This is a genomic window from Streptomyces javensis (assembly GCF_039525925.1).
GTDB lineage: Bacteria > Actinomycetota > Actinomycetes > Streptomycetales > Streptomycetaceae > Streptomyces > Streptomyces asiaticus.
The window spans coordinates 24,623-41,537 of record NZ_BAAAIF010000064.1; the positions used below are offsets into that span (position 1 = coordinate 24,623).

23 protein-coding genes and 1 tRNA gene are annotated in these 16,915 nt (G+C 70.4%); 7 read left to right on the forward strand and 17 right to left on the reverse strand.

Going from position 1 to position 16,915, the window contains the following annotated elements:
* Positions 1 to 18 precede the first annotated feature (18 nt).
* The 3 genes from ABD329_RS37250 to ABD329_RS37260 all read right to left on the reverse strand — a co-directional run bounded on the left by ABD329_RS37250 (position 19) and on the right by ABD329_RS37260 (position 2,676).
* Positions 19 to 903, reverse strand: a complete 885-nt coding sequence (locus ABD329_RS37250; RefSeq protein ID WP_198281682.1) for a DUF4383 domain-containing protein — start codon at positions 901 to 903, stop codon at positions 19 to 21.
* Positions 904 to 1,076: 173 nt separating this feature from the next.
* Entirely contained in the window at positions 1,077 to 1,313 is a 237-nt protein-coding gene (locus ABD329_RS37255) for an FmdB family zinc ribbon protein (protein WP_198281683.1), read from the reverse strand.
* Between the two features lie 64 nt (positions 1,314 to 1,377).
* Entirely contained in the window at positions 1,378 to 2,676 is a 1,299-nt protein-coding gene (locus tag ABD329_RS37260) for a coiled-coil domain-containing protein (protein ID WP_344317527.1), read from the reverse strand.
* 324 nt (positions 2,677 to 3,000) lie between these two features.
* Between ABD329_RS37260 and ABD329_RS37265 the strand changes: the two genes are divergently transcribed.
* Positions 3,001 to 3,072 (forward strand) — tRNA-Val (locus ABD329_RS37265).
* 262 nt (positions 3,073 to 3,334) lie between these two features.
* Here the strand turns inward: ABD329_RS37265 and ABD329_RS37270 are convergent.
* The 8 genes from ABD329_RS37270 to ABD329_RS37305 all read right to left on the reverse strand — a co-directional run bounded on the left by ABD329_RS37270 (position 3,335) and on the right by ABD329_RS37305 (position 7,997).
* On the reverse strand, positions 3,335 to 3,961 hold the full coding sequence (locus ABD329_RS37270) for a hypothetical protein (RefSeq protein WP_198280170.1): 627 nt from the start codon (positions 3,959 to 3,961) through the stop codon (positions 3,335 to 3,337).
* Between the two features lie 239 nt (positions 3,962 to 4,200).
* Positions 4,201 to 5,334 carry a methyltransferase domain-containing protein gene (locus ABD329_RS37275; protein ID WP_309142870.1) on the reverse strand — a complete coding sequence of 378 codons (1,134 nt, stop codon included), beginning with the start codon at positions 5,332 to 5,334 and terminating at the stop codon, positions 4,201 to 4,203.
* Entirely contained in the window at positions 5,331 to 6,290 is a 960-nt protein-coding gene (gene tgmB / locus ABD329_RS37280; RefSeq protein ID WP_198280171.1) for an ATP-grasp ribosomal peptide maturase, read from the reverse strand. The genes ABD329_RS37275 and tgmB overlap by 4 nt, the downstream gene beginning before the upstream one ends.
* 26 nt (positions 6,291 to 6,316) lie before the next feature.
* Complete coding sequence (tgmA, locus tag ABD329_RS37285; protein WP_198280172.1) at positions 6,317 to 6,577, reverse strand: putative ATP-grasp-modified RiPP; 261 nt, start codon at positions 6,575 to 6,577, stop codon at positions 6,317 to 6,319.
* A 199-nt stretch (positions 6,578 to 6,776) separates the two neighbouring features.
* Entirely contained in the window at positions 6,777 to 6,920 is a 144-nt protein-coding gene (locus ABD329_RS37290; RefSeq protein WP_198280173.1) for a hypothetical protein, read from the reverse strand.
* Positions 6,917 to 7,162: a hypothetical protein gene (locus ABD329_RS37295; protein WP_198280174.1), complete on the reverse strand. Its 246-nt coding sequence runs from the start codon at positions 7,160 to 7,162 to the stop codon at positions 6,917 to 6,919. Before ABD329_RS37295 ends, ABD329_RS37290 begins: the two co-directional genes overlap by 4 nt.
* Positions 7,159 to 7,755: a hypothetical protein gene (locus tag ABD329_RS37300; protein ID WP_198280175.1), complete on the reverse strand. Its 597-nt coding sequence runs from the start codon at positions 7,753 to 7,755 to the stop codon at positions 7,159 to 7,161. Before ABD329_RS37300 ends, ABD329_RS37295 begins: the two co-directional genes overlap by 4 nt.
* Positions 7,752 to 7,997, reverse strand: coding sequence for a hypothetical protein (locus tag ABD329_RS37305; protein WP_198280176.1), 246 nt, complete (start codon positions 7,995 to 7,997; stop codon positions 7,752 to 7,754). Before ABD329_RS37305 ends, ABD329_RS37300 begins: the two co-directional genes overlap by 4 nt.
* A 63-nt stretch (positions 7,998 to 8,060) precedes the next feature.
* On the opposite strand from ABD329_RS37305, the gene ABD329_RS37310 reads away from it, so the two are divergent.
* From ABD329_RS37310 to ABD329_RS37320, 3 genes are all read left to right on the forward strand, one after another.
* Positions 8,061 to 8,519 carry a DNA-processing protein DprA gene (locus tag ABD329_RS37310; RefSeq protein WP_198280177.1) on the forward strand — a complete coding sequence of 153 codons (459 nt, stop codon included), beginning with the start codon at positions 8,061 to 8,063 and terminating at the stop codon, positions 8,517 to 8,519.
* Positions 8,520 to 8,544: 25 nt separating this feature from the next.
* Positions 8,545 to 9,885, forward strand: a complete 1,341-nt coding sequence (locus ABD329_RS37315; protein WP_198280178.1) for an NsdA family TPR-like regulatory protein — start codon at positions 8,545 to 8,547, stop codon at positions 9,883 to 9,885.
* Positions 9,886 to 9,957: 72 nt separating this feature from the next.
* Positions 9,958 to 10,098 carry a hypothetical protein gene (locus tag ABD329_RS37320; protein WP_198280179.1) on the forward strand — a complete coding sequence of 47 codons (141 nt, stop codon included), beginning with the start codon at positions 9,958 to 9,960 and terminating at the stop codon, positions 10,096 to 10,098.
* On the opposite strand, the gene ABD329_RS37325 is transcribed toward ABD329_RS37320, so the two are convergent.
* Both ABD329_RS37325 and ABD329_RS37330 read right to left on the reverse strand, forming a co-directional pair.
* Positions 10,088 to 10,453: a VOC family protein gene (locus tag ABD329_RS37325; RefSeq protein ID WP_198280180.1), complete on the reverse strand. Its 366-nt coding sequence runs from the start codon at positions 10,451 to 10,453 to the stop codon at positions 10,088 to 10,090. The two genes, ABD329_RS37320 and ABD329_RS37325, sit on opposite strands and share 11 nt — an antisense overlap.
* Before the next feature lie 107 nt (positions 10,454 to 10,560).
* Positions 10,561 to 11,385, reverse strand: a complete 825-nt coding sequence (locus ABD329_RS37330) for an SDR family NAD(P)-dependent oxidoreductase (RefSeq protein WP_344317529.1) — start codon at positions 11,383 to 11,385, stop codon at positions 10,561 to 10,563.
* An 88-nt stretch (positions 11,386 to 11,473) separates the two neighbouring features.
* Between ABD329_RS37330 and ABD329_RS37335 the strand changes: the two genes are divergently transcribed.
* Positions 11,474 to 12,325, forward strand: a complete 852-nt coding sequence (locus ABD329_RS37335) for a helix-turn-helix transcriptional regulator (protein WP_344317530.1) — start codon at positions 11,474 to 11,476, stop codon at positions 12,323 to 12,325.
* A gap of 151 nt (positions 12,326 to 12,476) precedes the next feature.
* Here ABD329_RS37335 and ABD329_RS37340 read toward each other — a convergent pair whose 3' ends face one another.
* Positions 12,477 to 12,905: a pyridoxamine 5'-phosphate oxidase family protein gene (locus ABD329_RS37340; RefSeq protein WP_198279680.1), complete on the reverse strand. Its 429-nt coding sequence runs from the start codon at positions 12,903 to 12,905 to the stop codon at positions 12,477 to 12,479.
* Positions 12,906 to 12,987: 82 nt separating this feature from the next.
* On the opposite strand from ABD329_RS37340, the gene ABD329_RS37345 reads away from it, so the two are divergent.
* Positions 12,988 to 14,019: an AraC family transcriptional regulator gene (locus ABD329_RS37345; protein ID WP_198279681.1), complete on the forward strand. Its 1,032-nt coding sequence runs from the start codon at positions 12,988 to 12,990 to the stop codon at positions 14,017 to 14,019.
* Positions 14,020 to 14,049: 30 nt separating this feature from the next.
* Here the strand turns inward: ABD329_RS37345 and ABD329_RS37350 are convergent, their stop codons facing one another.
* Positions 14,050 to 14,886 carry a helix-turn-helix transcriptional regulator gene (locus ABD329_RS37350; protein ID WP_198279682.1) on the reverse strand — a complete coding sequence of 279 codons (837 nt, stop codon included), beginning with the start codon at positions 14,884 to 14,886 and terminating at the stop codon, positions 14,050 to 14,052.
* Positions 14,887 to 15,049: 163 nt separating this feature from the next.
* Here ABD329_RS37350 and ABD329_RS37355 point away from each other — a divergent pair, with 163 nt between their 5' ends.
* Positions 15,050 to 16,153, forward strand: a complete 1,104-nt coding sequence (locus ABD329_RS37355; RefSeq protein ID WP_198279683.1) for an aldo/keto reductase — start codon at positions 15,050 to 15,052, stop codon at positions 16,151 to 16,153.
* Here ABD329_RS37355 and ABD329_RS37360 read toward each other — a convergent pair.
* Both ABD329_RS37360 and ABD329_RS37365 read right to left on the reverse strand, forming a co-directional pair.
* Positions 16,111 to 16,341, reverse strand: a complete 231-nt coding sequence (locus tag ABD329_RS37360; RefSeq protein ID WP_198279684.1) for a cold-shock protein — start codon at positions 16,339 to 16,341, stop codon at positions 16,111 to 16,113. The genes ABD329_RS37355 and ABD329_RS37360 overlap by 43 nt on opposite strands.
* 232 nt (positions 16,342 to 16,573) lie before the next feature.
* Positions 16,574 to 16,822 carry a hypothetical protein gene (locus ABD329_RS37365; protein ID WP_198279685.1) on the reverse strand — a complete coding sequence of 83 codons (249 nt, stop codon included), beginning with the start codon at positions 16,820 to 16,822 and terminating at the stop codon, positions 16,574 to 16,576.
* Between the last annotated feature and the right edge of the window lie 93 nt (positions 16,823 to 16,915).

Genomic DNA, 16,915 nt, shown 5'->3' on the forward strand with positions numbered 1-16,915 from the left:
GAGCCGTCGGTCCCGGGGTCAGCTGAGCCGTCGGTCGCGGATCCGCTGCCGGAGTTGCCGGACCCGGGCCCAGCGCCCGGGCGCCTCGGGTCGGCCGGAGGACGCGGCCCGCTCGGCGGGCCGACCGCCCCCGGGCTGATCCAGCTTGCCCCACTTGCCGGGCGGCTGACCGGACCGTTCGGGCGGCCCACCCGGGGCGCGTTCAATCGGCCCACCGGGGGCGCGTTCAATCGGCCCACCGGGGGCGCCCGGGGCCTCGGGCGTGAGCGGGACGCCGGGCGGGACGGCCGTACCGCCCCGTTCGGCGGCCCGCTCCCGCGCCGCGATCAGCTCACGCGCGTGGGCGGCCTCGCGCTCGGCCTGCTCGGGGTGGCGGGTCACCCAGTACGGATTGTCATGCGGCAGCCCGCCGCTGACCCGCCCGTACATCCCGAACCACATCAGCAGCAGCCCCACCACAAAGCTGAACAGCACGTTCTGCATCCGGAACGCCAGGAAGTTGTACGGGGTCTCCAGCAGCGCCAGATTGACGAACCCGCTCAGCAGGAAGAGCAGCCCGAGCACCATGTTGAGCGACGAGGCGAAGTTGCCGCCGATGAGCATGCCGATGAACAGCAGCAGCCCGATGACGATGGAGAGCACGCTCAGCGTGCCGTTGGTGTTGAGCTCGGCGACCGTGTTGCTGCCGGTGTCGAAGAAGCCGACCCGGTGGATCAGGCCCAGGATGCCGAAGGCCACGAGCACCAGCCCCATGAGCCCGGCACCGACGCGATAGACCTTGCTGAGCCGGTGATCGACGGGCAGATGCTCATCGAGCGTGGTGTGCGCGCCGATCCGCTCCGGGAAGTGCCGTGCGACTCCGGCGGGATGAGGACCGATGGGGGAGGGGCGGCCCGTGGCCATCTCCGGCCTCCTTGCTGCTGGCGCCGGACCTCGGCCGCGCGCTCTCCGCGGCCGGGGCCGTACCCGTGGACCGCCACGTCACCGGCGCGCGGCGGCGTACACGACACGCACGCGCACAACCGGAGGCGCGGCACGGGTACGTATCTCCAGGATCCGCCCCCGTCCCCCAGGGCTCAACCGCAGCAGCCGCCCCCGCAGCAGCCGCCGCCACCGCCACCGCCGGACGGGGGCCGGGCCGGGGAAGTGGCGGCGGATGAGGACGCGGTGCCGGTGACGGCCACGGTGGACAGCAGCTTCACCGTGTCGTCGTGCCCGTCCGGGCAGGACGCGGGAGCGGAGGACTCGGCCATGGGCCGGTTCAGCTCGAAGGTGGTGCCGCAGGCGCGGCAGCGGTACTCATAGCGAGGCATGGCAGGAGCATAACCACCGAACCGCAGGTCAGCCCCCCGAACGAGCCCTTCGCTCGGCGCGGGCTCAATGCCCCCCGCCCCGCTCGTCCCGGATCTCCTGGACGACCCGGCCGGCGGTCCGCCGTACGGCCTCGGTCTCGGAGAGGAAGTGCCACCAGTCCGGATGCCGCCCCTCAAGACCCGCGATGGCCCGGTCCAGGCGCTCCACGGCGTCGTCCAGCGGGCGCGCGTGGCGCGGATCGGGGGTGCTGCGCCCGGCCATGGCCAGCCGCTGCGCGTCGCGGATCGCGAACCGGGTGCGCTCGACCTCCTTCTGCTGGTCGTACGACACCTCGTCCAGCCGCCGCAGCCGGTCCCCGGCCGCCGAGACGGCCTCGTCCGTACTGTTCAGCAGCGCCCGTACGGTGGCCAGCAGCGCGGTGGCATCCGGCCAGCGCTGCTCCTCGCGCGCCGACTGCGCCTCCTTGAGCTTCTCCTCGGCCTGCGCCACATCCCGCGCCGCCTGCGCGGGGACGGGCTGGAGATCCTGCCAGCAGGCCGCGGTGTAGCGGCGGCGCAGCTCGCTGAGGACGGGCTCGACCCCGGCCGCCCGGGTGGTGATCGCCTGGGCGCGGGTGCGCAGCGACACCAGCCGCTTGTCGATCTCCGCCGCCCGCTCCGGCAGCCGCTCGGCCTCCCCGCGCACCGCCTCGGCCTTGCGCAGCACATCGTCGGCGCGCCGCAGGGTCTCCTGCACACCGTGCTGCCCGGCCCCCTGGTTGAGCTTGGTCAGCTCGGGCGACAGCGCCGCCAGCCGGGCCGCCAGATCGTCCGCCCGCAGCCCCGACGCACGCACCGCGTCCAACGCGTTACTCGCCGCGAGCAGCGCCTGCCGCGCCCGCTCCACCGCCGGCGCCAACCGCGCCAGCCGGGTCTCGGCCTGCTCCAGCAGCGCCCCCAGCCCCTGCCCGAACCGGTCCAGATCCGCCTTCGTACGCTCCAGCGCATCCTTCGCCCTGGTCAGATCGGCGCGGGCCCGGGAGGCCGTCGCCGCGTCCAGATCGTCCCGGTCCAGATCATGGGCGTCCACCGCCGTGATGTAGTCCTGGCTGACCTGGTCGATCCGCCCCTCCAGCGCCGAGAAGTCGGCCGCCGTCCGGCGCGCGGCGGGCGAATCGTCCACGGCGGTGATCGTCTCGATGGAGATCCGCAGATCCCGCTGCGCGGTGTCCAGCTCATAGAACGCCGCCGCCGCGGCATCCTTCGCCGCCTGCGCCTCCGCCCGCTGACTCTCCCCCCGCCCCCCGAACCACCGCCGCCCCCCGCCCCCACCGGCGAACGACAATGACCCCACCGCGACCAGCAACGGCACGGGCAGCAGCATGAGCCCGAGCACGGAGGGACCACGTGACGGACGCGACCGACGCACACGGGCAAGCCGGACAAAAGCGACGACCGGGGCAACACGGTCGGCCGGACGACGCGGACGGCGCGCTGGACGCGCAGACTCTGCTGATGACGCCGCCACTGCCCGCTCCCGATGGATCGCCCGGTCCGAATGTCATTCTCCCACCCGACACTGACGAGCACAGCGTTCGGTTCGGTTCGCGATCTGCGGACTTCTCCACCCCGAGCCCACCCCCTCCGCGACCCCTTCCCCACAATTGCGGCACCACCCCGGAAACCCTGTAGGCTGACAGCTCCCCTGGGGCGCATAGCTCAGCGGTAGAGCGCTGCCCTTACAAGGCAGATGTCGGCGGTTCGAACCCGTCTGCGCCCACCCTCTGGACCAGCGCGGATCCCGCCTCGGCGGCCCGCGCTGTTCGCCGTAGCCATGGCATTAACCATGAACAGGTTCCGCAGCCATGGCGAACACCCCGTCCACACGCCGCCGCCGAGAAGGCCAGCGCGCGCACCGGACTGCGGTGGCATGCACGATTGCCGGATGCTGTCGTCGTCCGCTGCCGTTGATGTCGTCTGTGGACGTCAGTGGATGTCATTCGAGCGCCTGGACGCATCCTGTGCCTCCGCACCGACCCCCGTCATTCGGGCGGCGGGATGGCGACGGGAAGCTGTTCGCTGTGCAGCCACGTAAAGGTGCGGTCCGGCTCGAGGTGGGCCTCTCCCCAATGGATGGCATGGATGCCGTTTTCTGGATCGGCTGTGAAGAAGACGCACACCAGCTTCGTGGAGGCCCCTAGCTCCTCGAATGTCTCCTCCAGCTGGCGGTACTCCTCTGTCGTCAGGTCGTCGTCGAGCTCGAACAGCCCGTCCTGTGGTTCCGGCCCGTGGGCGCGGAACAGCCGACGCCGCGTGGGTGACGCGTTGGAGGGAAGTCGGGCCTGGTCAAGTGGCCTTGGCCGGTCTGCGTACTTGTAAGGGAAGACGGCGTGGTCGTTGATCACCGCGTATTCGAACCCCCGGATCTCCCGGACAGATTCGCCAAGTTCGCGGGCAGTGTCGGCCAGGTTCACGCGTACGCATTCGGCAAGGGTGGAACCGTACGGGCCTCGCTTTTTCAACCCTGCCGTCAGGTGCACAGCGTGAGCCCGCGCGTGAGCTCGCGCCAGCTGCACCGGAACCGCCCAGGCGAGCTTGCCCGCCTGCCGACCGAACCGTTCGATAGCCCAAGCCGATGGCTTGGCGCGACGCTCACCCTGCTCAGACATGCGCAGCCCCCCTGCCGTGTCAGCCCACCCACTAACTGTGTGACACGTAGATGGACGGTTCACAAGGGCGCGTGCGGCTACGACCTCCTCGCCGGAACGGGGGTCTTGCCGTCGAGGCCCCCGGCGATGAGGGCGGTCCCAGAGGAGGGCGCAGAGGTGGAAACGGTACTCGTCGGCGTTACCACCGCGTTGGCCGCAATCGGCGGTAACTCCTTCGTGAACTGGCAGGCCGAGATGGCCTAGTTCGGCAGTCGCCAGCTCATGCCATCCGGCTCGTCCAGCCACAGCGTATGCGCCCCGTCCGAAGCGACGGTCAGCCCATAGCGCTCATGCCCCGGCCGCCCGGCATCCCGCCACTGGGTGAGCAGCGGCTCCCGCTCAGCCCACAGATCACGCGGCCCACCGTGATCGAGCCGAGCGGTCATGACCCCGGCCTCGGTCATGGTGATGCGCGCCCACGACGAGCTCTCCGAGTCGAAGAGACACCGGATCTCCTGGCCCCCGTTACCCAAGGCGAATTCCTTGACCTGGGGGTGCGGCAGCGAGGCGAGGAACTGCGCTCCAGGAGCCTCGAGAACCGCGGGGAGGGTGATCTCACGGGTCTGGCCGGACCACGTCAGCAGCGGCTGCACGAGCCGCCCCGCGGCGGTCCCCACGGTGTCAGGAGTCGGCCGAGCGGTCATGAACGTGGCCAGGCCGTGGAGGAACCGTCCGCCGACGGAGTGGTCGCTCTGGACCACCAGGCGCACGATGCCGCAGCCGATGTTGGCCACGATCACTCCGCCGGGCCGGAGTTGCTCCCGCCAGGGGTTCGGGATGCGGCCCACTCCGCACGTCGCCAGCAGCCGATCGTACGGCGCGCGCTCCGGACAGCCGGCCATCCCGTCCCCGGCGACGAGGGTGGGCTCGTACCCGGCCGAGCGAAGGCGGGTCTTCGCGGCGACGACGAGTTCGGGGTCGACGTCGACCGTCACGACGTGGTCGGGCCCGAGGCGGTGGGAGAGCAGCGCGGCGTTGTAGCCGGTGCCCGCGCCGATCTCCAGCACGGTGTCCCCGTCCCGCACGTCCAGGGCCTCGAGCATCTGGGCCATGAGGGACGGCTGCGTGGACGAGCTCGTCGCGGTGCCGTCCTGGTCGAACTGGGTCAGCAGGGAGATGTCCTGGTAGGCCGCGGCCAGCCATGCGGGGTCACCCTGGCTGTACCGGTGCAGGCTGCCCTGTGCCCGGACGGTGAAGTCGGGGACGAAGGCGTGCCGGGGGACGCTCAGGAAGGCAGCACGCCAGGGCTTGGACCGGATGCAGCCGGTCCGCACCAGGTGGTCGGCCATGTGCCGGCGGAGCTCGTCAGCGGACGGTGCGGCGGTGATGCTCACGGATGGGCCCTCTCCAGTAGGTCAGCGAGTGCTCGGGTGATGGGCGTGCGCAGGTCGGGGATGAATCCCCACTGCCCGTTCGGGTTCACGTCGATCAGGTACCAGCGCCCCTGTGGGTTAACGAGGAAGTCCAGTGCGACGTATTGCAGTCCGAACATGAGCGTCAACATGTGAACTCCCCGGGCGATGAGTTCGGGCACCTCGCACGGTTTGTACGTCAAGCTGTCGTAGTCGGCCCGGAAGTCGAGGCGGGCAGCGTCCGACGCCGCATGGATCTCGGCGGCGAAGAGGCTGTGCGCGACCGCGGTGAGCCGCACCTCGTACGCCTTGTCCACCCACTCCTGGAACTGGTGGGCGGTGCGCCTGACGGACTCGTTGATCTCGTCGGGCCGGACCTGCGTGGTCCACAGGGCCTGTGGGCGGTCGTCGTGGTCGCTGGGATGGGTGGTGCCGAGCGCCTTGTACGCGGCGACTCGGCCGGGCAGCGCGGCGACGAACTCACGGGCCTCGGCCGGGTCGTTGGTGATCAGCGTCCGAGGTACGGAGAGTCCGCTGCGGGCTGCCGCGGCCAGAGCGACGGGCGGGAGGGCGGCGAGAGCGTTTCGCTGGGGATGGTTCGCCCACAGGCAGGGCAGTGCGGCCACCAGGCCGCCGAACCCGGCCCGTGCTTCAGCGGCCGCCCGCGCATCCTGCCCGGACATGTCCGGGTGCAGGCGGTGTGCAGCCGGCCTCCGGTAGTACACCGACCGGACGTCGGTGAGGGAGACGTCCCGGTGCTGACCGCGTAAGGCGCCCTCCCACGACGTGCGGTCGGGGCCGATCCTGGCCGCCATCGTCAGGGCCTCCGGGAAGTCCCCGGGATCGAGGCGATGGACGGGCACGGATCGCTTGTTGAGCTCCGCTATGACCAGGTCAGCGGTCGCATCAGTGGGGCGGGTCAGCACCAGGACGGTCATGATTCAGATCCTTCTGTCAGCCGACGTCAGTCCGTGTCGTTCTCCTTGTCGTCGGCCAGCTGGCTGTCCTCCCTGGTCTGGCTCGTGGTCTCGAACTGCGACTTCATCGACGGCTCGTGGATGAACGGCGTCCCGATCTCGGTCACGCTGATCTGCCGCTCCGGGCAGAGGTACAGGGCGGGCATCACGACCGGCTCGCCCGCCACGGGGACGGCCTTCCCCAGGCCGAACGGCCTCACAGCCGAGGTGGTGGGGCGGGTCGCCGTGCGGTCCATGGTCAGTGTCATGGCGTTCTCCATTCGTATGCGGATCTTCTGTGAGGGGACTCCGGCCCTCGCGATCCCCATCTCGGGGGCCGGAGTCCCTGCCCTGCGGTCGGCGGCTGTCCCGGCTGCACCGGCCGCAGGGTGTCTGGGAGGGCGGGCCGCCAGCGGCGAAATCCAGCCCGGGGCGGGGGATCCCCGGGCCGCCGACGGCCCACCCGGTCTATGGGTCCGGGGTGCTGGCGAAGCAGAGGTAGACCGCGAGCACCAGCAGGGTGGGGACCGCGGCGAGCAGGAGGCCCAGCCGGGCGGCGCGGAAAACGAGGAGCCCGGCCCGCATTGCGAGGGACGGTCGACGGTGCGTCATCCGGGACCACCACCCTGTTGAGCTGCACGACCCTCGTTGCACAGCGGCCGGCACACGTACAACTCGATGGCCTCCTTGGTGACGCCTCCGCAGGTCCACTCGACTGTGCCGAGCAGCTGGTCGGCGAGCAGCCGCCGCTTGCACAGGGCGCAGTTCCAGCCCTGTAGTTGGGGCCCGGTCAGGGTTTCGGGGTCCGGCAGCTCGATGCCCGGGAGCAGGGAGGGCTGTTGGCAGGTCGTCATCGGGGCCGCCGCCCCTCATGCTCGGCCGCGGCCGCGCTGGCGAGGCTCCGCGGACGGCGCTTCGAGTAGAGCGGCGCGTGCGGCGGGCAGGCGTACGTGATCTTGCCGACGTCGCTGCGGCCATCCTCCGTGTCGACCGGGATGGGCTCGTCGGTGGGCAGCTGGCAGCGGTAGCAGAGTTGACGGCCCTCGGGCCTGCGGCCGTACTCGGCCCGGTCGGCCTCAGCCAGTGCCTCCCACAGCTTCCAGGCGTCGGTCAGGTAGCGGTCGAGCGAGAGCGGCACGCGCCAGTGGGTCTTGGGGCCCTCCGTCCAGGAGGCCGGGGGCACGCCGAGATAGGTGCTCTCGTCGGCGAGCTCGGTGAGGACTCGGACCTGTCGCAGGTGCCAGCTCGTCGCTGAGCCCACGGCGACGAGCCAGTACAGGGTGCCGTTCTTGTCCTGGATGACGGCGCCGTTCTGGTCGCCGAGGGACTTCAAGGCGCGTTCGCCGACGGTCGGGGCTGCGCGGACGGCGTCCCACCATCTGCCGACCGGTAACGCCTCGATGTCTGCGGTGTTCGGCGGTGTCCACGGAAGAGTTCTGGTCTTCATACCGCGCCTCCCGAAGACGCGCCGAGAAGAAAGGCGAGGCGAAGAGCGGTACCGCTCTCGTCGCCACGCTCGCCGAGCTCATACCCCCAAGCAGTGACGTAGCGTCCCCCCTGGTTGGCAATCTCCTCCACCAGATTGACGCTGAGCGGATTCGTCACACACAGCTGGGCACCCTTCGCCGCTATCGACAGTCCGTAGGCTTTCAGTCGATCGGCGAGGTCGAGGTAACCGGATGCGTCCATGCGTCGATGTCACCGCACCGGCAGTCGCGACGGGATATGACAACCTATGACACGGAGTGGACCATGACTCGGGCTGTGGCCATCACCGGTACCCGGTCGACAGGGCACCGCGATCTCGCCAGCTACGCCGAGCTGTTCACCAACTACCTCGCTCCCTTCGCCACCTCCGAGACCCGGTTCTATCTCGGCGGCGCCAAGGGCATCGACAGCCTGTCCCTGCTCTGGCTCGCCGGGAACTCCGACGCGCAGATCACCATCGTCGTCCCCGGCACCGTCCGACAGCAGCCCGCCGAAGCACGGCAAGCCATCACCCGCAGCCGCGACCGCATCACAGAAGTCGTCGAACTCGGCGCGGGAGACCTACGCAGCCCGGCCTTCCATGCCCGAAACCGGTGGATGGTCGATCGCTCCGACATGGTGATCGGCTTCCCTCTTGAAGGCCCGCAGGGTACATCAGGGACGTGGCATACTCTCAAATACGCTGCCGAACAGGGGAAACCACGCCTGATCGTGCCCGTGTGACGCGGATCACCGGCATGATGAGGGCATGAGCACGTGCGAAGCTCGCGGCGCTGCTGCCCTCAAGTCCCTCCGGAAAGCGCGAGGCTGGTCCCTGGCCGACGCAGCGCGGGCGCTCGTAGAGACAGCGCGTCAACTCGGCCAACCGCTCGCCTCCTCGGCCACGAGCGTGCAACGGTCCGTCGCCCGGTGGGAGAGCACGAAACGCCCCATCCTCCCCAGCGAGCGGTACCAGCTGCTGCTCGCGCACCTCTACGCCCGCGGCCGCGATGGCCAGATCGCCCTCGGTTCCGGAATTGACTTCGCCCATCTGCTCGATGCCCTCGCCCACTTGGGAGCGGCAGAGACGCAGCTACGTGAGTTGAGCGCCCTTCTCGTACGAACGGCCACCGACGGCGGCACCGGGCTGCTCGCCCTCCTCGGACCCACGACTCAGCTATCGATGGCAGCCGCGCTCGCCGATCCGACGCGCGTCGACGATGCGCTACTCGCCGGGATGCGGGCAGCCGTCGGCGACGTCAATGCACAGGTGGGCTCGTTGCCTTTCGCCCGGCTGCAACTGCTGCTCGCCCCGGTGATCGAGTCCTGTCAGCGGCTGCTGGCCGGTGGCGTGCCCGAGCCGCTGCGGCCTGAGTTACGCACGGTCGCGGCGCAGGCGTATACCCTCGCCGGGCGGCTGGCGTTCGAGACCCGGGATGACCGGGCGTCCCGCGCGCTCTACGCGGCCGCCACCGACGCGGCAGGACAACTCGGCGCCCCGTGGCGCCGAGCAGTCGTACACATGAGCCATGCCCTGGTCACGCTCTACTCGGTACCAGGCATCGAAGCGGCGCGTGAGCTGGTCGACGCTGCGGTGCGCGATGCCCGTACCGGGGATAGCGTCCGCGTGCGGGCCCGAGCGCATGCGCTACAGGCCGAGATCGCGGCCCGGTCGGGCGCCGAGCGGCACGCGCAGACCGCGCTGTCGCTCGCCTGGTACGACCTCGACCGCGGCGTGGACGGCGATCCGGCACCAAAGAGCTTCACTGCTGATCATCTACGCGGCTTCGAGGGTCTGTGCGAGCTGTACGTAGGAGATGCGGCGGTCGCTCACGACGTCTTCGCCAGCAGCGCGGAGGCCCTGGACACGCCGCGCGAGCGGGTGCAGCGAGCCATCGTCTCCACTGATCAGGCCCTGGCCTGCATTCGCCTCGATGCGCCGGAGAGGGCCGCAGATCTCCTGCACGGCTGCGCCAATTCGGCAGCCGGCACCGGCGGACGTGTACCAGCGTTGCGCCTGCGCCAGGCGCGTAAACAGCTGCGCCCGTGGCGGCGCGAGGGCTTCGTCGCCGATCTGGACGATCACCTCATCGACGTGCTGGGAAGCTGACACGACGAGATCCCCTTTGTCCAGCCCGCAGGCCAGACGGGGGGCGCGTGGTGACCGGCTTATGATCCGGCCGTGGGCATCCCCGACAGACTCATCGAACTCCAGACAGCGGCCGACGCCGAGCACGCCAAGCTGACCGGACTCGACGGCCACGAGCACGCCACCCGATGGATCGAACGGACCGTGGCCCGCCTCGCCGCAATCAGCCCCTGACCAGGCAGAAGGGGTGCCCAGCCGGGTCCGTGAGGACTCGCCACCTGTCATTTGGCTGGTGATCCGGCTTGCCCGCGCCCAGCTCCAGCAGTCGTGCCTCGGCCTCATCCAGGTCGTCAACGGCGAAGTCGAGGTGGAACTGCTGGGGAACGCTCTGTTCGGGCCAGCGGGGAGCGCGATAGTCGTCGACCCGTTGGAAGCCGATGAAGAGGCCGTCCTCACAGGTGAGACCGGCGAAGTCGGCATCGGATTTCGGGTGCGGTTCGAGGCCCGTGGCCTGCTGGTAGAACGCCGCCAAAGCCAGTGGGTCAGGGCAATCGAGCGTTATCGCACGCAACGTCATCTGCGGGGGCATGGCACCTCCGGGGCCGATCGATGGACCTTTGGGACGCACACCCTAGAGGTCCTGCCGACGCCTGCGTCGCCGCCCGCTGGGAGCGGAAGCCAGAACACTGTCTCGGCTCACGAGGCCTGCATGCCGCCGTCGACGGGGAGGACCACTCCGGTGACGTAGGAGGCGCGGTCGCTCAGCAGCCAGGCGGCGGCCTCGGCGACCTCCTCGGGCTGGGCGGCGCGGCGCAGTGGGGTGCGGGCGTTGAGTTGGTCGATGACGCCCGGCGATTCCGCTTCCCAGCCGCGCATCATCTCGGTCAGCGTGGTGCCGGGGGCGATGGCGTTGACGCGGATGCCTTCCGGGCCGTAGGCGACGGCGGCCGACTCGGTGAGGCTGTGGACGCCTCGCTTCATCGCGCTGTACGCGGGCAGTACGGGGTTGCCCCTCCAGCCGCCGACGGACGAGGTGTTGACGATGGCGCCCGTGCCGGCGGTCGTCCTGATCGCGGCGACCTGAGCGGCCAGGGCCAGCCAGACGCCCTTGAGGTTGACGCTGTACTGCTGGTCGAAGTCCGGCTCCCGCACCTGGTCCATGGGGCCGATCCGCCGTGTGCCGACGGCCCCGTTGTTGAAGGCGACGTCGAGCCGGCCGTACACCTCCACGGTGCGGTCGACGGCGGCGCGCACGCTTGTCGCGTCGGCCAGGTCACACACCGCGTACTCCGCGGTGCCGCCCGCCGCGCGGATCTGGTCGGCCACCGCTTTGAGCTGGTCCTCCGTACGGGCCGCGAGCAGTACCCGGGCGCCTTCCCGGGCGAACAGCCGCGCCGCGGCGGCGCCGATGCCGCGGCCGGCTCCGCTGATGAAGGCGACCTTGTCGGTCAGCAGGCCCGAGGCGGCGGAGGCGGCGGGGGCGGAGGCGGCGGAGGTGGCGGTGGTCCGTGTGTTGTCCATGCCGATGAGCCTGTGTCCGGCCGTGGACCTCATCCAGGCACCGGCGGTACCTGGATCGGCTCCGGCGGCCCCGTGCACACTCGGGAACATGGACAGACCAGAGCTGGCGGGCTTCCTGCGCAGCAGGCGCGAGCGGATCACCCCCGCCGATGTGGGGCTGCCCGCCGGGCCGAGGCGTCGTACCCCGGGGCTGCGGCGCGAGGAGGTGGCGCAGCTGGCGTACATCTCGACCGAGTACTACACGCGGCTGGAGCAGGCCCGCGGCCCGCGCCCCTCGCGCGAGGTGCTGGCCGGCCTGAGCCGTGCCCTGCGGCTGTCGGACGCCGAGCGCGTCCATCTGCACTACCTCGCCGGGACCCCGCCCGCCCCGCCGTCGGGACCCTCCCGCGAGGTGCGCCCGAGCATCCTGGACCTGCTGCGACGGCTACCGCACGCCGCGGCACTCGTACTGTCCGCGGCCTACGAGGTGATCGCCCACAACGACCTGGCGGCCGCCCTCCTGGAGGACTTCTCCGCCCTGCCCCGGCGCGAGCGCAACTTCCTGCGCCGTACCTTCCTCGATCCGCGAGTGGGGGAGCGGCAGTGGTACAGCCGGTCCGGCATGGACATTTTCGGCCGTACCGCGGCCCGGCATCTGCGGGCCGCCGCCGCCCGCTACCCCGACGACCCCGAAGTGGCCACGCTGGTGGATGACCTGCTCACCGGCAGCGCGGAGTTCGCCCGACTGTGGGCCGCCTACGAGATGTCGGTCGAACCCGCCCCGCACAAGACCTTTCGGCACCCCCTGATCGGTCCCATCACCCTCAACTGCGACGTCCTGGACATCGCCGACCGGGACCAGCGGGTCGTGATCTACACGGCCGATCCCGGCTCCCCGGCGGAGGAGGCCCTGCGGCTGCTGTCGGTGATCGGCACACAGCGCATGGACGTACCCGGCTGACCGCGCTGTGCCAGGGCCGCCGGGTCAGGGCCGCCCGCCCCGTTCGGACCGAGCGTGGGAAAGACCGATCCCGCCGCGACCGCGAAGCCGATGCCGCCGAGCACGACGTTGTCCCCATATGGCGTTGTGCCTCAACAGGCCGCCGCGGGGGTCAAAAGGTGAAGCGGCGTACGGTCTCCGGGTGGATGACGAGCCGAATCTGCTCCGTCGCCAGGATCTCGGCGAGGTCCTCGGCGCGGGCCGGGTCGTCGAGGTCCCAGTAGCGGGCGGCCAGGCGGGCGCACAGCTCATGTGCTCCGTCGGACTCCACCGAGGTGCGGCCGGCGACCGACAGCCAGCGCTCGCGCTCACCCACGGGGGCGGCGACGACGATCGAGGCGCGGGGGTCGCGGCGCAGGCGCCGCACCTTGACCGAGTCCGGGGCCGTGAACAGCTGGATCGTGCCCTCGGCCGTGGCCTCGAACCACACCGGCCGGGGCTGCGGCGGAACCGGCCCCTCTGCCACGGACAGGAATCCGTGCAGGGGGCGGCGGAGGAATGCGAGGTCCTGGGCGGTCAGCGAACTGGCGTGGTTGCTCATGACGCCGATTGAACACGGCCGGATCGGACGACCCCATGGGTGAAGAGCCGGATCACCTGTGTATTCGTCTAAACTCACTGAGGTGGACGCGTTCAGTGACCTGATCCGCGGGGTGCGAGCCCACGGCTCGTTGTTCGGCAGCTCGACCCTGTCCCCGCCCTGGGCACTCCACTTCGTGGACGGCGCGCCGCTGACCCTGTGCACCGTCCTCACCGGATCGGGCTGGATCGTGCCGGAGCACCATCCGCCCGAGCGGCTCCGCGCCCACGAGACGATCGTCGTACGCGGCCCCGGGACGTTCACCTTCGTCGACGAGATCGGCACCCGGGCCGAACCGGTCGCCTGCGGCGAGCACTGCGCGGCGCCCGAGCAGGGCGGGACCAGGCACCGGCGCGGCTGGCACGACGACGGCGGGGAGGCCGGTGGCGAGGGTCCCGATGACGATGGCGGGGAGGCCGGTGGCGAGGGTGCCGATGACGATGGCGGGGAGGCCGGTGGCGAGGGTGCCGATGACGACGGCGGTGCGACGACCCTGATCGTCGGCGCCTATCCCGTACGCGGTGAGATCAGCCGCCGACTGCTGGACGCGCTGCCCGTCGTGCTGCGCGTGGACGCCGGGGGCACGGCCGACCCCGTACTGGACCACCTCGCCGCCGAGGTCGCCGTGGACACCCCGGGCCAGCAGGTCGTCCTCGACCGGCTGCTGGACTGGTTGCTGGTCTGCACGCTGCGCGAGTGGTTCGACCGGCCCGGTGGCGAGCCCCCGGCCTGGTGGGCCGCCCAGCGGGACCCGGTGGTCGGCCATGCGCTGCGCCTGCTGCACGCCGAACCGGCGGCGCCCTGGACGGTCGCCGCGCTGGCCGGGCGCACCGGGGTGTCGCGTTCGACGCTGGCCAAGCGGTTCGCCGATCTGGTCGGCGAGCCCCCGCTGACCTACCTCACCCGCTGGCGCATGACGCTCGCGGCGGACCTCCTGGTCGAGCGGGAGGCCGCGACCGTCGCGGACGTCGCCCGCACCGTGGGCTACTCCGACCCGTTCGGGTTCAGCGCGGCGTTCAAACGGGTCCGAGGCGTGAACCCCAGCGACTTCCGCCGCACCGCGACCGCCCCCTGAGAGCTCAGGACACGAACCCACGGTTCGACATCACCGTGCGCACAACCGGTCCATTGCCGACTGGCTCTCATCGTCCGCGGCGCGGTAGATCAGCAACCGCTGGTCCGGATCTTCAAGCGGCATCAGCACTTCGAATTGCAGTGCGAGCACACCGACGTCAGGATGCCGTATCACCTTGCGCCCGCGGCCGTTGACCTTGACGTCCCGCTCGGCCCACAAGCGCGCGAATTCCTCGTCATGAGCGGTGAATTCGGTGATGAGGTCGATCAACGCCTTGTCCTCCGGATGCGCGGCCCACGCGGCGCGCAGATGGGCTATTCCCTCCCGTACGACGCGTTCGCGGTCGACATAGAACTCACGTATCCGCGGGTGCATCAGACACAGCCACATCGCATTGCGCCGCGCCGGCGGCAGGGTGTCGAAATCCAGGAGCAGCCTCGCCATTTCGGGATTCCAGGCCAGGATGTCGTAGCGGTGGTTCATCAGCATGGCCGGCAGCGGCGACAGATCGGTGACCAGCCGGGCCAGCGGCGGCACCGCGGCGGTGGCGGGGCTGTCGGCGTTACGCGGGCGGCGCTGCTGAGCCAGGTCGAAGAGGTAGACGCGTTCGTCGGGGCCCAGGCGCAGCGCCCGGGACAGCGCCTCCACCACGTCCGCCGAGGGCCGCAGTCCGCGGCCCTGCTCCAGCCGCACGATGTAGTCGATGCTGACCCCGGCCAGCTCGGCGACCTCTTCGCGGCGCAACCCAGGGGTCCGCCGGGACCGCCGACGCGACGGCAGGCCGAAATCGTCCGGGTTCAGGCGCTCGCGTCGGGTCCGCAGGAACGCGGCCAGCTCCTGTGTCGCGTCCACGGTGGTGGTCGTCATGTCCGATCCAACAGCCAGGGTAGGACTGGTGTTCCCAGGAACTTCCTTCCCTTATCCCCGGCTCGCGATGGTCCCAGGCTTGTCTTCGGCAACGGATCGCAGCGCAACGGATCGCAAGCGCAACGGATCGCAAGCACAACGGTCACAAGCACAGGAGGACACGATGTCGCTCACCCTCGACACCTATCGGCTGCTGGGCCGCTCCGGGCTACGGGTCTCACCGCTGGCGCTGGGCGCGGCGACCTTCGGTACCGAATGGGGGTGGGGCGCCGAGCAGGACGAGGCGCGCAAGCTGTTCGACCTCTACGTCGAGCGCGGCGGCAACTTCATTGACACCGCCATCACCTACACCAATGGCAGCTCCGAGCGCCTGCTGGGCGAATTCACCCGCGACAACCGCGAGAGCCTGGTGCTGGCGACGAAATACACGACGCTGCGCCGGCCCGGCGACCCGAATTCCGGGGGCCCGCACCGCAAGAACCTGTTCGCGTCGGTGGAAACCAGTCTGCGGCAGCTGAATACGGACTACATCGATCTGCTCTATCTGCACGTGTGGGATTTCACGACGCCGGTCGAGGAGATCCTGCGCGGCCTGGACGATCTGGTCCGGCAGGGCAAGGTCCTGTACGTGGCGATCTCCAACGCCCCGGCCTGGCAGGTGTCGCGCATGCAGACGATCGCCGATCTGCGCGGCTGGTCACCGTTGGTCGCGCTACAGATCGAGTACAACCTGATCGAGCGCACCGGGGAACGCGACCTGATCCCCATGGCACGCGAGATGGGGCTGGGTGTGGTCCCGTACTCACCGCTGGCCGGCGGGGTCCTCACCGGCAAGTACAGCCGCGACGACCTGACCGCGACGAACGCCGGACCCGACGACGGCACCCGTAAGAACTTCAACCTCGCCCTGGGCACGCTCACCGAACGCAACCTCGCCATCGCCGATGTCCTGAAGGAGGTCGCCACGGAACTGGGCCACACCCCCGCCCAGGTCGGGCTGGCCTGGACCCTGCGGAACCCGGGCGTGACAGCGCCGATCATCGGCGCACGCACCCCCGCGCAGCTGGAGAGCAATCTGGGTGCCCTGGAGGTCGACTTCACCGCCTCCCAACTGGCCCGCCTCGACGAGGTCAGCGCGATCGAGCTCGGCGCCCCGCACGCACTGCTCGCCAGCGACTTCGGTCGCACGCTGACCCGCGGCGACCTGAAGGTCGAAGGGGCGAGTCAGGAATCGGCGGGCCGCGGCACGATGCTCACCGCGCGGTAGTCGTACCCGTCCTGTTGGAAGCCCGGGGCTTCCCAGGTGAGCTCCACTTGCTGTCCGGCGGACAGCGTGCGGAAGCCGGTCACCTGGATGTCGGAGAAGTGGCCGAAGCAGCCGCCGGGAGTCTCGGGGGAGTCGAGCACGCCCCACCCCTCCTCGTCGCTCCACTCGCGGACAGTCGCAATCACCATGGGATGGACCCTATGGGCTCGGTCCGGTCGCGTCTCCGCATTTAAGTCGCTCGTCTCCTTAGGTCGCTCGTCTCCGCATTCAAGCCGAGGGTGAACCGTAGAAGCAGGCCCTGTCGTCCAGCCGCAAAAGGCGCCCGGCGGGCAGCGGTGATTCCAGGGGCTCATCAAGGGGGATGCCCGACCAGTCGATGGCGAACGGGACCGGTATCCGGAGCGTCCGGCACCCGGGCGATCAGGTCGTAGGTAGGTCGTAGGTGGTGACGGACCTGCCGGGCGGATGTATTTCCAGGTCCAGTCGCACCATGCCGTCGAGGGACCCTCGTTCCAGGCCGGGGTCGGCGTCGAGTGCCGCCCGCGCTGCCGCGACGCTCTGCGCGGCGAGCGCGGTGGTGACGCCGCCCTCGTCCCACTCCATCTCGCCGAGCGGTGGCCCCTCGTCGTCCCAGTCCCACCCGGAATTGAGGTCGTGGTCCACATCCACGGCCAGCCGCAGCGCGAACGCGGCGACGGTGGAACGTCCGATGGCGATCGTGGCCGCGACCTCGGCATCGCGGGGGCCGCCGCGTCGGCAGGG

Coding starts and splice junctions, on each gene's coding strand:
- ABD329_RS37250 (WP_198281682.1), bottom strand. CDS start 903: ATGGCCACGGGCCGCCCCTCCCCCATCGGTCCTCATCCCGCCGGAGTC.
- ABD329_RS37255 (WP_198281683.1), bottom strand. CDS start 1,313: ATGCCTCGCTATGAGTACCGCTGCCGCGCCTGCGGCACCACCTTCGAG.
- ABD329_RS37260 (WP_344317527.1), bottom strand. CDS start 2,676: ATGCTGCTGCCCGTGCCGTTGCTGGTCGCGGTGGGGTCATTGTCGTTC.
- ABD329_RS37270 (WP_198280170.1), bottom strand. CDS start 3,961: ATGTCTGAGCAGGGTGAGCGTCGCGCCAAGCCATCGGCTTGGGCTATC.
- tgmB (WP_198280171.1), bottom strand. CDS start 6,290: ATGACCGTCCTGGTGCTGACCCGCCCCACTGATGCGACCGCTGACCTG.
- tgmA (WP_198280172.1), bottom strand. CDS start 6,577: ATGACACTGACCATGGACCGCACGGCGACCCGCCCCACCACCTCGGCT.
- ABD329_RS37290 (WP_198280173.1), bottom strand. CDS start 6,920: ATGACGCACCGTCGACCGTCCCTCGCAATGCGGGCCGGGCTCCTCGTT.
- ABD329_RS37295 (WP_198280174.1), bottom strand. CDS start 7,162: ATGACGACCTGCCAACAGCCCTCCCTGCTCCCGGGCATCGAGCTGCCG.
- ABD329_RS37300 (WP_198280175.1), bottom strand. CDS start 7,755: ATGAAGACCAGAACTCTTCCGTGGACACCGCCGAACACCGCAGACATC.
- ABD329_RS37305 (WP_198280176.1), bottom strand. CDS start 7,997: ATGGACGCATCCGGTTACCTCGACCTCGCCGATCGACTGAAAGCCTAC.
- ABD329_RS37310 (WP_198280177.1), top strand. CDS start 8,061: ATGACTCGGGCTGTGGCCATCACCGGTACCCGGTCGACAGGGCACCGC.
- ABD329_RS37315 (WP_198280178.1), top strand. CDS start 8,545: ATGAGCACGTGCGAAGCTCGCGGCGCTGCTGCCCTCAAGTCCCTCCGG.
- ABD329_RS37325 (WP_198280180.1), bottom strand. CDS start 10,453: ATGCCCCCGCAGATGACGTTGCGTGCGATAACGCTCGATTGCCCTGAC.
- ABD329_RS37330 (WP_344317529.1), bottom strand. CDS start 11,385: ATGGACAACACACGGACCACCGCCACCTCCGCCGCCTCCGCCCCCGCC.
- ABD329_RS37335 (WP_344317530.1), top strand. CDS start 11,474: ATGGACAGACCAGAGCTGGCGGGCTTCCTGCGCAGCAGGCGCGAGCGG.
- ABD329_RS37340 (WP_198279680.1), bottom strand. CDS start 12,905: ATGAGCAACCACGCCAGTTCGCTGACCGCCCAGGACCTCGCATTCCTC.
- ABD329_RS37350 (WP_198279682.1), bottom strand. CDS start 14,886: ATGACGACCACCACCGTGGACGCGACACAGGAGCTGGCCGCGTTCCTG.
- ABD329_RS37355 (WP_198279683.1), top strand. CDS start 15,050: ATGTCGCTCACCCTCGACACCTATCGGCTGCTGGGCCGCTCCGGGCTA.
- ABD329_RS37360 (WP_198279684.1), bottom strand. CDS start 16,341: ATGGTGATTGCGACTGTCCGCGAGTGGAGCGACGAGGAGGGGTGGGGC.